Raw genomic sequence first — 14,773 nt, 5'->3', positions numbered from 1 at the left:
TTGGAAGGCACGACCATGGCGGGTCCCGTCCTGGAAATGCGCTCGATCGTCAAGACCTTCCCCGGCGTCAAGGCGCTCTCGGACGTCTCCCTGAGCGTCCGTCCGGGCGAGGTCCACGCCATCTGCGGGGAGAACGGCGCCGGAAAGTCCACCCTGATGAAGGTCCTCTCCGGCGTCCACCCGTACGGCACCTACGAGGGTGATGTCCTCTTCGAGTCGGAGACCTGCCGCTTCCGGGACATCCGGGCGAGCGAACGGCAGGGCATCGTGATCATCCACCAGGAGCTGGCTCTGGTGCCGTATCTCTCCGTCGCCGAGAACATCTTCCTCGGCAACGAGCACGCGACGCGCGGGCTCATCAACTGGAACGACACGCTCAGGCATGCCGCCGAACTGCTGCGCCGGGTCGGTCTGGACGAGCATCCGCAGACCCGGGTCGCCGACATCGGCGTGGGCAAGCAGCAGCTGGTCGAGATCGCGAAGGCGCTGTCGAAGTCGGTGAAGCTACTGATCCTGGACGAGCCGACGGCGGCCCTCAACGACGAGGACAGCGGCAAACTCCTCGATCTCATCCTGGAGTTGAAGACCCAGGGCATCACCTCGATCATCATCTCGCACAAGCTCAACGAGATCGCCCGGGTCGCCGACTCCGTGACGATCCTGCGCGACGGCCGTTCCATCGAGACCCTGGACGTGCGGGCCGAGGAGACCACCGAGGAACGCATCATCCACGGCATGGTCGGCCGTGACCTCGACCACCGCTTCCCGGAACGCACACCGCACCGGCCGGAGGCGGGCGTCGCACCGGCCCTTGAGATCCGTCACTGGACCGTGCACCATCCGATCGACCAGCAGCGCAAGGTGGTTGACGATGTGTCACTGACCGTGCGGCGCGGTGAGATCGTCGGTATCGCCGGTCTGATGGGCGCGGGCCGCACCGAACTCGCGATGAGCGTCTTCGGCCGGACCTATGGCCGGTACGCGGGTGGCACGGTGCTCAAGGACGGCCGGGAGATCCGTACCAGGACGGTGCCGGAGGCGGTCGGGCACGGGATCGCGTATGTCACCGAGGACCGTAAGCACTACGGGCTCAATCTCATCGACACCATCGGCCGGAACATCTCGCTGAGCGCCCTCGCAAAGGTCGCCCGGCGGGGCATCGTCGACGAGCACGAGGAGCGTCGGGTCGCCGAGGGCTTCCGTACCTCCATGAACATCAAGGCACCGACGGTATTCGAACCGGTCGGCAAACTGTCCGGCGGCAACCAGCAGAAGGTCGTTCTCAGCAAGTGGATCTTCGCGGGTCCCGATGTGCTGCTCCTGGACGAGCCGACCCGTGGCATCGACGTGGGCGCCAAGTACGAGATCTACACCGTCATCGACGAACTGGCCGCGCGGGGCAAGGCGGTGGTCTTCATCTCCTCCGAACTCCCCGAACTGCTCGGCATGTGCGACCGCATCTACACGATGGCCGCCGGACGGCTGACCGGTGAGGTCCCGCGCGCCGAGGCCACACAGGAAGTACTGATGCGCCGGATGACCAGGGACAACCGGGCGACCGGGGACAGCCCGGTGGCCGGGGACAAGAGGGAGCAGGGATGAGTACGGATGTGACCGCCACGACCCCGGCGCCCGCGCCGCCGGGCAGGAGCGGACCGGCCGGTGGCGACGGCCTGTGGAAGCTGATGCTGGACGGGATGCGCCGCAACATGCGGCAGTACGGCATGCTGATCGCGCTCGGCCTGATCGTGTGTCTCTTCGCGGCCTGGACCGGCGGCGATCTGCTCCTGCCGCGCAATGTGTCCAACCTGGTGCTCCAGAACAGCTACATCCTGATCCTCGCGATCGGCATGATGCTGGTCATCATCGCCGGGCACATCGATCTGTCGGTCGGCTCGCTCACGGCGTTCGTCGGTGCGGTGGCGGCTGTGCTGATGGTCGAACACAAGCTGGCATGGCCGCTGGCCGTACTGCTGTGCCTGGCCCTGGGGGCGGTGGCCGGGGCGATGCAGGGCTTCTTCATCGCGTATCTCGGCATACCGTCGTTCATCGTCACGCTCGCCGGAATGCTTCTTTTCCGCGGTCTGACGGAGATCTTCCTCAAGGGCCAGACACTCGGCCCGTTCCCGGACGGTCTCCAGAAGGTCGCCAACGGCTTTCTGCCCGAGGTGGGACCCACCACCAACTACCACAACCTCACGCTGCTCCTCGGCCTCGCCGTGATCGCGTTCGTCGTGTACCAGGAGATCCGTGACCGGGGACGCCAGCGTGAGTTCGCCCTCGATGTGCTGCCCGCGCGGCTGTTCGCGCTCAAGCTGGTCGCGCTGGTCGCCGCGGTCCTCGTCGTCACCCTGCTGCTCGCCAGCTACAAGGGCGCGCCGGTGGTGCTGCTCATCCTCGGTGCCCTGGTCGTCGGCTTCGGCTATGTGATGCGCAATGCCGTCATCGGCCGTCATGTGTACGCGATCGGCGGCAATCTGCCCGCGGCCAAGCTGTCGGGTGTGAAGGACAGGAAGGTCACCTTCCTTGTCTTCCTCAACATGGGCATGCTCGCGGCGCTCGCGGGCCTGGTCTTCGCGGCCCGGTTCAACGCGGCCTCGCCCAAGGCGGGTGTGAACTTCGAACTGGAGGCGATCGCCGCGTCGTTCATCGGCGGCGCGTCGATGAGCGGCGGTGTCGGGACCGTGCTCGGCGCGATCATCGGGGGTGTGGTCCTCGGTGTGCTGAACAACGGGATGAACCTCGTCGGCATCGGCACCGACTGGCAGCAGGTCATCAAGGGCCTGGTGCTGCTCGCGGCGGTCGGATTCGACGTATGGAACAAGCGCAGGGTCGGTTCGTAGCGAGGCGGACCGTCAGTTCCCGCTCCGTAGACCCAGCCGCTCGGACAGCTCGCCGGCCCCCCGCACGGCGAGCTGTTCCAGTTCCGCGCGGCGCTCGTCGCTCCAGCGGATCATCGGTACGGAGACGGAGAGCGCGGCGACGACCTGTCCCGTACGGTCGCGCACCGGGGCCGCGACACAGCTGACGTCCGGATTGGACTCACGGCTCTCCACGGCGACACCCCGGGCCCGGATCTCACCGAGCGCGATGCGCAGGGCGGCCGGGTCGGTGATGCTGTTGGGCGTCATCGCGACCAGCTCCACGCCATCGGGGACGCGCACCGCCAACTCCGGTTCGGGGAGTGAGGCGAGCAGCATCTTGCCGACGGAGGTGCAGTGCGCGGGCAGCCGCCGCCCGGCGGCGGACACCATGCGGACCGCGTGCGTGGAGTCGACCTTCGCTATGTAGATGACGTCCGTGCCCTCCAGGATCGCCACATGGACGGTCTCGTCGCAGGTCTGGGCGACGGAGCGGGCGACCTGTTGTCCCTCGGCCGCGAGGTCCAACTGCTCGGCGTACCGGCTGCCGAGCTGGTACGACCGCACCCCGAGTCGGTACCGTCCCGGCTGACCCGGCACCGGGACGAGGTACGCGCGGGCGGTGAGCGTGACGACCAGCTCGTGCACCGTCGTGCGGGGCAGGTTCAGCTTGCGCACGATGTCGGGGGCGGAGAGGGTCCCGTCCCCGTCGAGGAACAGCTCAAGGATGTCGAGAGCCCGGGTCACGGCAGGTACGAGGCGGCCCACGACCGACCCTCCTTGTGTTCGAAATTTCAACAGCTGACCGAAATCGCGAACACAGGGTATCCATAGGGGACTTGCCGGGCAATGGGAAGGTTCTTGACCGGACAGTGGGGCGCTTCTTGACCGGGTGGGGTGTCGCTCAGGGGGACTGTCGTGACGACTCCGGTCGCCAGAACACCCCGAGCAGGCCCGCCGTCGACGCGACGCCCACGCCGAGCGCGATCCCGCCACCGGCCCAGCCGGTCACCCCGATGTCGCTCGCCGCGTCCACCGACAGCCGTCCGGGGCCCAGCGTGGCCAACGCCAGCGAGACCACCGACAGCGCGAGGACGTACTCGTAGCCGTCCTTGAAGACGAAGAACCCGTTCGGGCGGTGGGCGAGGACACCCGCGACCAGCATCACCGCGATGACGGCCGCGCAGGCCAGCGGCGTGAACAGGCCGGCCGCGAGCAGCACGCCCGCACCGACCTCGGTCACCACGCTCGCCCACGCCTGGAGCTTCCCGTGCCGCAGCCCCAGACCGGTGAACCAGCGGGCCGTGCCCTCGATCCGGCCGCCGCCCCGCCAGTGGTTGATCCCATGGGCGATCATGGTCCCGCCCAGGACCAGGCGGACCAGCAGAAGGGCGACCGCGTCGGCGTCCGTCATCCGGTCCTCCCGTGGTCCGGGCGCGCGGTACGGGACACTCCGCACGCCTCGGCGAACGACAGCACCGAGAGGTGGTAGGCGAGCGCGGAGTTCCCGAGGCTCAAGTTGTGCCCGCTGTCCGGCTGTTCATTGACGAGGACCCGGGGCGACGCGGTGAACAGCGACGCGATGTCGGCCAGGGCAGCGGGACCGGACCGCCACACCGACTCCTGGTCGCCGAGGCTGAACCGTACGGGGATCCGCACCCGTGCGGCCAGTTCGGGGAACTCGCGTGTCCAGTGCTGGGCTTCGGACTCGTAGGCGGGCGTCGGCCCGGAGATCGCGGTACCGCCGAACACATCGGGCGGGTACAGGTGGCTCGGTCCCCACAGCAGGTCACGCAGTCCGTTGCGGTCCCGGACCGGGCGCGGGGCGTCGGTCTCACCGGATTCCAGGACCTCCGCGGTGCGGGGGTGGTGCTGCCGTCCGGTGCCGGCGATCTCCAGGCCGAGCAGGTCCCGTCCCCGCTCGTCGGCGGCCATACGGACGGCGAGTTCGCTCCCGGCGGAGTGGGCCAACAGGAACACGCCCGCGCCTCGGTGGCCGGAGCCGAGCAGACGGTCGACGGCCGTGTAGGCGAGGTCGACGCGGTGCGCGGGTTCGGTCACCTTCTCGGCGTGCCCTGCCGACGCTCCGTATCCCGGCCGGTCGAGGGCGATGACGGTGAACCCGAGTGCGGCGCCGGTCCGCAGCAGGGAGAGCGGTGGCCGCCCCGGGCAGTCGAAGTACGTCGAGGTGGTCCCGCCGCCGTGCAGGGCCAGGACGACGGCCCGTGGTCGTGCCGCCCGGCTCACCCGGGCCGACAGGGGAATCCCGTCGGCGTCGACGACATGCGACACGACGGGCTCTTCGCCGTCGTGCGACGGCCACGTCCCCTCGGTCGCCCCGGGTCCGGTCTCACTGTGGTTCACGTGTCCGTCCTCAGAAGGAGTACGCCGCTGGGCGTCAGCCCACCGGAACTGGCCACGGCGACCCGGGCGCCGGGCACTTGACGCGCCCCGCCGTCGCCCCGCAGCTGGACGACCGCCTCGTGGATCAGGCCCATGCCGTGGGTGCGGCCGTGGGACAGCTGGCCGCCGTGGGTGTTCAGCGGCAGCACACCGTCGCGGGCGATGTTCTTGCCGCCGTCGAGGAAGTCCTTGGCCTCGCCGATGCCGCAGAATCCCAACGCCTCTATCCAGGAGAGGCAGTTGAAGGTGAAGCCGTCGTACAACTGGGCCACGTCCACGTCGGAGGGGCGCAGCGAGGTACGGGTCCACAGGTGGGCGGACTGTCCGAGTACCTGCGGTTCATGGGTCAGCGTGCTCTGGTCCCATGCGAGGCGCTCGGTGATCTGGGTGCCGACGGCCTCGACGAGCACGGGCGGCCTCGCGAGATCCCGCGCGGCGTCCACGGCCGACACGATGACGGCCACGGCTCCGTCGCACGGCACATCGCAGTCGTACAGCCCGAACGGGGTGGTGATGGTCCTGGCCGCGAGGTAGTCGTCCATCGTCATGGGGTCGCGGTAGACGGCGGTCGGGTGGAGTGCGGCGTTCGCACGCTGGTTCAGCGCGATCCAGCCCAGCGTCTCGCGTGTGGTGCCGTAGCGGTGGAAGTGGCGTTGCGCGTTCTGCGCCAGGGTGTGGGCTGCGGACGTGGCGCCGAAGGGCCTGAGCCAGCTCCCGGCGCCGTCCACCCGGCCGGCGGCTCCCGTACCGAAGGCGCCTCGGCGCGCGAGTTCGCTGTGTGTGGCTTCCCACAGGGTGCGGAAGCAGAGCACATGGCGCGCGAGCCCGCCCGCGACCGCCAGCATCGCCGCGATCAGCGAGCCGCCGGGTCCGAAGGTCTCGCCGCCTCCGCTGTGCCAGGTCGGCCGGATACCGAGGGCGGTCTCCAGTGCGGTCACCCCGCCCTCGGCGAAGCCGCCGAAGGCGCCGGCTCCGGGGTAGGTGGCCAGGCCGTCGATGTCGTCCAGGGTGAGTCCGGCGTCCGCGACGGCGCGCTCACATGCCTGGACGGTGAGGGCGAGCGGCGGAACCATGAGGCGGCGCCCGATCTCCGAGCTGCCGATCCCGGTGAGCGCGACCTTGTCCTCGAACTTCTCCGGCGTGACCATCGGGCGGATCCGGTGCCGCATCCGCTCCGGCTCGATGTCGTCCACCGGCAGTGCGGCCGGCGCCCCCTGCTCCGCCGCGGGGCGGAACAGCGGCAGCCACACGTCCTCGACCTGTTCGAAGACGACCTCCATCCGCATGCCCAGGGTGAGCTGTCCGGGTTCGCAGTCGACGGCGTTGGTCGTGAGCCGGACGCGGGGGTCCTCCTCGATGGCGACCTGGGCGACGACATACGGCGCGGGGAGCCCCGGCAGGCTGAACCGGTGGTTGACGGTGAATCCGATGAGGGTCGCGTGCCCGGAGACGGCCCGGGTCCCCATGCGGTGACCGCGGCAGTACCGGCAGACGGGCTGCGGCGGGTGGATCAGGGCCGTACAGGACGCGCACTCCTGTACGCGCAGCCGTCCGTCCGCCCCGGAGGTCCAGAAGAAGGCGTTCTCCTCCGTGATCAGTGGCAGTGGGCGTCCTGAGGCTGCGGCCACCTCTTCTCCTTCCTATGTCCTGACGAGTTCCTACGTTCTACGTCCTGTCCAGCGGCTGGGGGGGTTCGCTGGATCGGGTGCGTGCGATGACCGTGGCCCGGGGTCAGTGGCCGATCCGGGCCCGCGCGGTCCGTACCGTGACCGGTTCGGCGAGCCGCTGGTCGTCGCAGATCCGCTGGAGCATGTCGAGGGTCTCGCCGAATCCGGGTCCGAGGCGTTTGCCCGGGGTGAAGGTCGCCGGGAGGTGGCGCATGCCCTGGATGACGCCGATCGTCTCGTAGTGCACGGTGCCTTCGGGGTCGCACCGATAGTCCGGCATCCGGTCGAGTACCTGAAGGACCATGCGTTTGAACACCGTGCGCGCGACGTTGGAGCCGATGCAGCGGTGGATGCCGAGGCCGAAGCTGGTGTGCCGGTTGCCCTTACGGGTGAGGTCGATCGTGTGCGGATCGGGGAACACCGAGGGGTCCCGGTTCGCCATCGCCCAGGACAGCCAGAGGCGTTCGCCTTCCTCGAACCGGGTTCCGGCGATCTCACAGCTGTCGGAGAAGGTGCGTCCGTCGCCCGGGGCGGGGGTGAAGTAGCGCAGGAACTCCTCGGTCGCCGAGTCGAGGAGGGTGTCGCGTTCGCGGCTGAGGCGGTCGCGCTCCCCCGGGTTCTGCGCGAGCCATTCGAGTACGTGCGCGGTGAGGGCCGTCGTCGTGTCGAAGCCGCCGCCGATCAGCAGGGCCAGCACGCCGATCAGTTCGTCGTCCGTCGGGTTCTCGCCGTTGATGTCGGCCCGGACGAGTGCGTCCACCAAGCCAGGCCGGGGGTTCTGCCGGACCTCGGCGATCTGCCGGGCGAGGTCGCCCATCATCGCCTTGTGCAGTTCCACGACGCGTTTCATGTCGGGCGAGTTCGGCGGTGTGTAGACCCCGGCGTGCGCGGGCTCGTTGTAGATCGTCCAGTGCTTGAGCGGAATTCCCATCATGGCCAGGGTGAGAACGGCCGGCACGATGTTGGCGAGATCGTCGACGAAGTCGATCCGGCCTTCCTCGATCTTCTCGTCGATACACGCGCGGACCACTTCGTCGATCAGCGGCACCCAGCGGTTGATGGCGGCCGGGGACAGATACGGGTTGAGTGTCTGCCGGTAGTAGCGCTGTTCCGGCGGATCCATTTCGAGGAATCCGCCGCGGAAACCCTTGCCGCGTGGGGCCGAGGGGATGTTGATGCCCCGGTAGCCGCGTCGCTCGCCCTTCACGTCGTGGTCGTTGGAGAGTACGTCGGCGGATCGGGCGAGTTCGAAGAGTTCATGGTGGCCCGACGCCACCCAGTGGCCACCGTGGGTGTCCGACCAGGCGACGGGGCACCGGCTCTGCATCTCCTCGGTGATGGACTCGAATTGGTGCCGGTACTCGGGGGTGTGCCGGTCGAAATCGTAGGTGTTCCTCTTGCGGTCGTCGTCGCCGACGGCCTGCTCCACACTCATGGATCGTCCCTCCCGTTCCCTGGGTGGTCAGAAAATGGAGATGGCTCGTTCCGGGCAGGAGTGGGCGGCTTCGCCGACCTGCTCCTCCTGATCCGCCGGTACGTCTTCGTCCACGGCCGATGAGTGGCCGTCGATGTCATCGAGCTGGAACACCTTGGGAGCGATCATCGCGCAGAGCGTGTGGCCCTGGCAGCGCTCCGGGTCGACCCGAACCTTCACGACGTCTCTCCCTGTCAGCGCTGCCAGTCGTACCACTTGAGATATCCGCCGCCGTCCACCCGCAGTTGGAGCCCGGTCACATAGCGGGCCTCGTCCGACGCGAGGAAGAGAACGGCGTTACTGATGTCCACGGGCTCGACATACGGGATCGGCATGGCCTGCTGCGCCGGGAACCCGAGTTCGGCGTCCTCCCGCGTCGGATTCTCCAGATCGGGGCGGAACGACCGGTACATCGGTTCGCTCTGCAACATGGGTGTGTTGACGTTGGTGGGGTGGACGACGTTGGCCCTCATGCCGCGCGGGGCGAGGTTCCGCGCCAGCTCGTGGACGTACTCGGACAGCGCGCGCTTCGCGAAGACGTATCCGCTGCCGCCGGGGTCGGAACCCGGGGTCGCCACGACGCCGTGGTTCATGAGCGCGGCGGTCGAGCCGACCGCGATGATCGACGCCCCCTCGGAGAGGTGCGGCAGCGCTACCTGGATGGCGTTGATCGTGCCGACCAGGTTGACGTTCACGACGTCGGACCACGCCTGGAGCGGCGGTTCTCCCTTCATCGCGGCGATCCCGGCCTGGGCCACCACGATGTCCAGGCCGCCCAGTTCGGCCATGCCACGGTCCAGCGCGTCCCGCAGTTGCGCGCTCTCGCGGACATCGGCCTGGACCGCGACGATCCGCCTGCCCCGCTCCTCGACCAGGCGGACCGTCTCCTTGAGGTCCTCGGGTCCGGAGAGCCGGTACTTCAGCGACTCGATGTCCTGGCACAGGTCCACCGCGATGATGTCGGCCCCTTCTTCGGCCAGCCGTACCGCGTGGCTGCGTCCCTGGCCACGCGCCGCGCCCGTGACGAACGCGACCTTTCCCTCAACTCGTCCCATGGATGGGTCCCTTCGTGTGCGGATGTGCGGGGTGGTCTGCCGTTTCGCCCGAACCCTGGTCTCTCGGACCGCCGTTCACCCCGAGCCGGTGGGCGGGGCCGCGGCGGACAGGGCGTCGAGTGCGGCGGACAAGGCGCCCAGGTCTCCGCCGAGTTGACCGGCGACCTCGCGGGCGACGGCGACGTCCTTGCCCAGGAACTCCCGTGTCGCATCGGCGAACTTGGCGACCGAGCCCTTTCTCACGACGCCGGCCAGCGCACGGCTCGCGGCGCTGCCGTGGGTGAGGGCGTCCAGGAGGACCGTCTCGTCCACGCCCCATCGGGCGGCGAGCCGGGCCGCGTGGGACAGCAGGCCGATCTGGGCCGCGAACACGGCGTTGTTGACGAGCTTCACCCGCTGCCCGTCGCCCAGGGGGCCCACATGCAGCACCGGGTCGCCGTAGCTGCGCAGCACGGGTCGGATCCGGGCCACGGTCGCGTCCGCTCCGCCCACGAAGAGGGTCACCGTACCGCCGGCCACATCGGGCGGGCCGCCGCTGAAGGGGGCGTCGATCACATCGATGCCGCGGGCCGCGCCACGGGCGGCGACGGCCTCGGCGGTGTGCGGGCTGCCGGTGGTGTGCAGGGCGACGACGGACCCGTCCGGCATGGTGTCGAGCAGCGGGCCGCCGAGGCAGACATCACGGACCTGCGCGTCGGTGTGCACGCACACCAGCACGACATCCACGCCGTCGCCGACGGCGGCGACATCGGTGACGACCCGGGCGCCCTCCTTCGCGAGGGTGCCGCGTGCCTCGGCGGAGCGGCCAAGGACCCGGACGTCGTGGCCCGCGTCGGCGAGTCTGCGCAGCAACGGCCGACCCATCCGTCCGGCGCCGATGACTCCGACGCGCGTCATGTCGCCCCCGTCCGGACATGGTTCATGTGTTCCGCCCTCCGTTGACGCCGAGGATCTGTCCGGTGATGTATCCGGCCTCGTCGGAGACCAGGAAGGCGCAGGCCGCCGCGATGTCCTCGGGTCTGCCGACACGGCGTACGGGGGTCCGCCCGATGTGGTCCTCGACCGTGCCGCCGAGGCGTTCGCGTGCCTCGGCCCTGCGCAGCATCGGGGTGTCGATGAACCCGGGCGGCACCGCGTTGACGGTGATGCCGCGGGGGCCGAGTTCCAGGGCGAGCGCCTTGGTCAGTCCGTTGACCGCCGACTTGGCCGCGACATAGTGCGTCATGAAGGGCTGGCCCGAATGCGCGCTGGACGAGGAGATGTTGACGATCCGTCCCCAGCCGGCTTCGAGCATGTCGGGGAGTACCGCCTGCACACAGTGGAAGACACCGTTCAGGTTGACGTCGAGGACGCGTTGCCAGGTCTCGAACGTCAGGTCGGTGAAGCGTGCGAAGCCGTCCAGGCCGGCCGCGTTGACCAGGACGGTCACGGGCCCCAGCGCCTCCCTGACGGCGGCCAGGGCCTCGTCCACCTGGGCGCGGTCGGTCACGTCGGCGGTGTGGGCGAAGGGGGCGTCGGACGGATGCAGGTCGAGTGTGGCGACGTGGTAGCCGTCGGCGCCGAGTCGGTGGGCCACGGCCTGCCCGATGCCGGAGCCGCCACCGGTGACGAGCGCGGTCTTCACGACCAGCCCTCGTCGCCGACGATCGTGGTGCGGTGCAGGGTCCGTTCCGACGCGGGGTCGTACGGCAGGGCGCGGTGCAGCATGCCCGTGTTGTCCCAGACCACCAGGTCACCGGGCGCCCAGTCGTGCGTGTAGCGGAACCGCTCCTGGGTGGACCAGGCGAGCAACTCGTCCAGGAGCGCCCGGCTTTCCCCGGGGTCCATGCCGACGATGTGGTCGGCCGTGCCGCCGATCACTAGAGATCTGCGGCCGTCGCGGCGCTTCCAGACCAGCGAGGTCTCCCGCGTGGGTACGGTCCGCCAGGACGCGAGGTCGGCCTCGCTCGGATCGGGATGCGCCCAGCGCTGGTTCGCCTCGAAGCTGTGCACGACGCGCAGGCCCTCGTACCGCTTGCGCTCCTGCTCGGGCAGGTTCTCGTACGCGGCGTAGGTGCTGGCGAACTCGGTGCCACCGCCGACCGTGGCGACATGCCGGGCCGTGAGGGTGGTCGCCTTGACGGGGACCTCGTCGGTGGTGCCGTCGATGTGCCAGTTGAAGGTGCCCTTGAGGTACTCGGCCGTGCGGTTCTTGGCCGGGTCGAGGGAGACCGTGAAGATCTGTCTCCCGCCCAGGGTCACCACCTGGCCCAGCTTGCGGCTGAACGCGAGTTGCGCGTCGTCGTCCAGGTGCAGGCCCCGGACGAGCAGGACGCCCCGCCATCCCAGTGCCTCGACGCACCGGCTGATCAGCGCGTCGTCGAGCAGGTCGTCGATGCCTGTGACCTCCACTCCCAGATGCGGGCTGAGCGCCGTTGTGCGGATCACAAGAATCTCCCTTCCGAATGCGAGAACCATACTTTCACCATGGGGTACCCGGAAGCCCCGGGCGGCAACTTTGTCGCGCGCCCCGCTCACGACCGCAGGTACGTCGCCCCGAAGGCGTCGAGGAACTCCAGCGTGGCGGACGGCGCGTGACCGGGGCAGGACACCACCACCCAGGTGACGCCCGCCTTCTCCAGTGCGGCGAACGCCTCTCGGTGGCGGTCCGGGTCGGTGGCCGGTGTGTGGATCCCGGCGCCCTGGTAGGAGTGCAGTACGTCGATCCGCTCGGACCGCCCGGCCGCGGCTGCCGCGTCCCGTACTTCGGCGATGGCGGCGGCGAGTTCTTCGAGCGATCCCAGAGCGGGTGTGCGGGCGGTGGCGCTCAGTTCGGCGCCGCCTGACATCGGCATCCACCCCTGGGCGCGCTCGGCGACGCGGCGCCGGCTGAGTTTCGCGTTGCCGCCGATCCAGATCGGGAGGGGTTCCTGGACCGGCCGGGGCCGGGCGATCACGTCGCGCGCGCTGAAGTGCTGGCCCTGGTAGCTGAACGGCTCGCCGGTCCAGAGCGGCGCAAGCACGTCGAGCGTCTCGTCGAAGAGGGCGTTGCGTTCCGCCATGTCGACGCCGAGGGCGTGGAACTCGCTCTTCTGGTACCCCGCGCCGAGCCCGAGGACCAGGCGCCCTCCGGAGAGCTTGTCCAGCGTCGCCGCCGTCTTGGCCAGCAGGAAGGGGTTGCGGTAGGGGGCGACGGCGAGATAGGTGAGCAGCCGTAGCCGTTCGGTCGCGGCGGCCACATAGCCGAGCGCCACGAACGGGTCCAGCGTCTGATGGCCGCCCGAGGCCAGCCAACGGGCGCCCGGTGCCGGGTGCTCGCTCAGCGAAAGGCCGTCGAACCCGGACCGCTCGGCCGCGACGGCCACGTCACGCAGCGGTCCCGCGTCGAGGACATCGCCGTCGGGCCCGTTCGTCTCCGGGTAGTGAAAGATGAAGCGCATCGTCACCTCGTCGAGTAGGTGGCGGGATCGGGCGGCGAACCGGCTCCAGGGGTGGGACGGCCGGGCGCCCGGAGCGTCAAGAATCGCCATTCCGCCTGCGAGAACCTTACTCTCACCTCCCTTTCACGCGGTAGCCCCGCACGGCCCCCTCCGGGTGGCGAGCGAGCCGACCGTACGCGTCGACACCCCGTCGAAGAATAATTCTCGTCCTTAGAATTCTCATTTCTGATTATGGAGAATACAGTTCTCCAAACGGACCGAGTCCCTTCCCAGCTGAGCCGCTCCGAAAGGTCAACCGTGATCCGAAACAGGCGTTTCCCGATCATCGCGGTGACGTGCGCCACCGCCCTCGTCCTGGGCGCGTGCGGTGGCACGGGCACCGACGCGTCCACCGACTCACGACATTCGGCCGGCCCTCCGGTGGCGGGCGGTACCGCCCGCGTCCTCCAGATCACCGAGCCCCGGAACCTGGACCCCGCCGTCATGGGGAACGCGTGGGCCGTCAACGCCTTCCTGGGCAACGCCCTGTACGGGACGTTGATGGTCAACGATCCCGACACGGGCGCCGTCCACTTCAGGATGGCCAAGAGTTTTGTCACGCGCGACGGCGGCGCCACCTTCGAGCTGAAGCTCCGCCCAGGGCTCACCTTCTCCGACGGCAGCCCCCTGAACGCCGAGGCCGTGAAGGTCAACTGGGACCGCATCAAGGTTCCGGAGACCGGCTCTTCGGCCCGTGAGGAGGCGTCGGTGATCGCCTCGACCAAGGTGGTGGACGCCACCACGCTCAAGGTCACGATGGTCTCGCCGGTCCCGAACTACGCTCAGGCCGTGCTCTCCACCTCGATGAACTGGATCGCCTCGCCGAAGGCGCTCAAGTCGACCCGGCAGCAGTTCGACGCCCGTCCGATCGGCGCGGGCCCCTTCACGCTGAAGAGCTGGACCCGCCAGGACACCATCGAGCTGGTGAAGAACCCCGGCTACTGGGACGCCCCCAAGCCCTACCTCGACCGCATCACACTCCGTACCGCCAACGACTCCACGCAGCGCGTCAACACCCTCACGAGCGGCGGCGCCGACGTGGCCGTGGACACGAACTGGGAGACGCTGGCCACCGCACGCGCGGCCGGCTTCGACACCGACACCATGCCTCTGAACGGCGGGCAGTACCTGGCCATGAACACCCGCAGGGCACCGTTCGACGACATCCGGGCGCGGCAAGCCGTGGCGGCGGCGCTCGATCTCGGCGCGATGGACCAGACCGTGTACAAGGGCAAGGGCAAGCCCGTGCACACGCTGTTCACCGAGTCGTCGCCGTTCTACGCCGACAAGGAGTTGGCGAAGGCCGACCGGGGCACCGCGCAGCGGCTCTTCGACGAACTGGCCGCCGAGGGCAAGCCGGTGTCGTTCACGTTCAAGAGCTTCCCGTCGCCGGAGAGCCGGGCCACGGCGGAGAGTGTGCAGACCCAGCTCAGCGCGTTCCGCAATGTCGAGGTGAAGGTCAAGATCGCCGATCACACGGAGATCGCGACGCTGCGCAGCACGCACGACTTCGACATGCTCATCTCGTCCGCGCTGTTCGTGGACCCGGAGCCGACGCTGTGGACCGCGTTCCACGGCGACTCGCGCTCCAACATGTCCGGGATCGACGACAAGGAGCTGAACGACGCCCTCCTCGCCGGTCGGCGGGCGACCTCGGTCAAGGCGCGCAAGGCGGCCTACGAGACCGTGCAGGAGCGGCTGTTGGCGCTGGCCCCGGCCGTCTTCACGGGCCGGGGCGCACCGAGCGCCGTGTCCGCGAAGAACGTCCACGGTGTCAAGCAGTACGGCCTCGGCTCGCTGCTGCCCGAGGAGTTGTGGATCCAGAAGTAGGCGCGCCCGCGCCGCGAACGGGGCT

Annotated in this window: 14 protein-coding genes; 3 read left to right on the top strand and 11 right to left on the bottom strand. The window is 69.3% G+C overall.

Going from position 1 to position 14,773, the window contains the following annotated elements; genetic code table 11:
- Positions 1–15: 15 nt before the first annotated feature.
- Entirely contained in the window at positions 16–1,602 is a 1,587-nt protein-coding gene (mmsA, locus tag ACFVT5_RS08460) for a multiple monosaccharide ABC transporter ATP-binding protein (RefSeq protein WP_389882871.1), read from the top strand.
- Positions 1,599–2,843 carry a multiple monosaccharide ABC transporter permease gene (gene mmsB, locus ACFVT5_RS08455; protein WP_389882868.1) on the top strand — a complete coding sequence of 415 codons (1,245 nt, stop codon included), beginning with the start codon at positions 1,599–1,601 and terminating at the stop codon, positions 2,841–2,843. The genes mmsA and mmsB overlap by 4 nt, the downstream gene beginning before the upstream one ends.
- A 12-nt stretch (positions 2,844–2,855) precedes the next feature.
- On the opposite strand, the gene ACFVT5_RS08450 is transcribed toward mmsB, so the two are convergent.
- The 11 genes from ACFVT5_RS08450 to ACFVT5_RS08400 form a co-directional block, all read right to left on the bottom strand.
- Positions 2,856–3,629 (bottom strand): IclR family transcriptional regulator, encoded by a 774-nt coding sequence (locus ACFVT5_RS08450; RefSeq protein WP_389882865.1) that lies wholly within the window; start codon positions 3,627–3,629, stop codon positions 2,856–2,858.
- A gap of 136 nt (positions 3,630–3,765) precedes the next feature.
- A complete protein-coding gene (locus tag ACFVT5_RS08445) occupies positions 3,766–4,275 on the bottom strand; it encodes a DoxX family protein (RefSeq protein ID WP_389882862.1) in 510 nt (169 codons plus the stop codon).
- The gene (locus ACFVT5_RS08440) at positions 4,272–5,225 is read right to left on the bottom strand and encodes an alpha/beta hydrolase (protein ID WP_389882859.1); all 954 of its coding nucleotides are present in this window, start codon (positions 5,223–5,225) and stop codon (positions 4,272–4,274) included. The genes ACFVT5_RS08445 and ACFVT5_RS08440 overlap by 4 nt, the downstream gene beginning before the upstream one ends.
- Complete coding sequence (locus ACFVT5_RS08435; protein WP_389882857.1) at positions 5,222–6,892, bottom strand: OB-fold domain-containing protein; 1,671 nt, start codon at positions 6,890–6,892, stop codon at positions 5,222–5,224. The genes ACFVT5_RS08440 and ACFVT5_RS08435 overlap by 4 nt, the downstream gene beginning before the upstream one ends.
- A 103-nt stretch (positions 6,893–6,995) precedes the next feature.
- Complete coding sequence (locus ACFVT5_RS08430; RefSeq protein WP_389882854.1) at positions 6,996–8,366, bottom strand: cytochrome P450; 1,371 nt, start codon at positions 8,364–8,366, stop codon at positions 6,996–6,998.
- Between the two features lie 27 nt (positions 8,367–8,393).
- Positions 8,394–8,585 (bottom strand): ferredoxin, encoded by a 192-nt coding sequence (locus ACFVT5_RS08425; protein ID WP_389882852.1) that lies wholly within the window; start codon positions 8,583–8,585, stop codon positions 8,394–8,396.
- Between the two features lie 14 nt (positions 8,586–8,599).
- Positions 8,600–9,460 carry a mycofactocin-coupled SDR family oxidoreductase gene (locus tag ACFVT5_RS08420; protein WP_389882850.1) on the bottom strand — a complete coding sequence of 287 codons (861 nt, stop codon included), beginning with the start codon at positions 9,458–9,460 and terminating at the stop codon, positions 8,600–8,602.
- A 75-nt stretch (positions 9,461–9,535) separates the two neighbouring features.
- Positions 9,536–10,357, bottom strand: coding sequence for an NAD(P)-dependent oxidoreductase (locus ACFVT5_RS08415; protein ID WP_389882848.1), 822 nt, complete (start codon positions 10,355–10,357; stop codon positions 9,536–9,538).
- 22 nt (positions 10,358–10,379) lie between these two features.
- Positions 10,380–11,084: an SDR family NAD(P)-dependent oxidoreductase gene (locus tag ACFVT5_RS08410; protein ID WP_389882846.1), complete on the bottom strand. Its 705-nt coding sequence runs from the start codon at positions 11,082–11,084 to the stop codon at positions 10,380–10,382.
- Positions 11,081–11,887, bottom strand: a complete 807-nt coding sequence (locus tag ACFVT5_RS08405) for a TauD/TfdA dioxygenase family protein (protein ID WP_389882844.1) — start codon at positions 11,885–11,887, stop codon at positions 11,081–11,083. Before ACFVT5_RS08405 ends, ACFVT5_RS08410 begins: the two co-directional genes overlap by 4 nt.
- Before the next feature lie 86 nt (positions 11,888–11,973).
- A complete protein-coding gene (locus ACFVT5_RS08400; RefSeq protein ID WP_389882842.1) occupies positions 11,974–12,969 on the bottom strand; it encodes an LLM class F420-dependent oxidoreductase in 996 nt (331 codons plus the stop codon).
- Between the two features lie 207 nt (positions 12,970–13,176).
- Between ACFVT5_RS08400 and ACFVT5_RS08395 the strand changes: the two genes are divergently transcribed.
- Positions 13,177–14,748: an ABC transporter substrate-binding protein gene (locus ACFVT5_RS08395; protein WP_389882839.1), complete on the top strand. Its 1,572-nt coding sequence runs from the start codon at positions 13,177–13,179 to the stop codon at positions 14,746–14,748.
- Positions 14,749–14,773: the final 25 nt, after the last annotated feature.

Origin of the sequence: Streptomyces sp. NPDC058001, assembly GCF_042886315.1 — a bacterium.
In the GTDB taxonomy this organism is placed as follows: Bacteria; Actinomycetota; Actinomycetes; order Streptomycetales; family Streptomycetaceae; genus Streptomyces.
The sequence above is the reverse complement of the archived record's forward strand: the minus strand, read 5'-3'. Positions and strand labels throughout refer to the sequence as shown.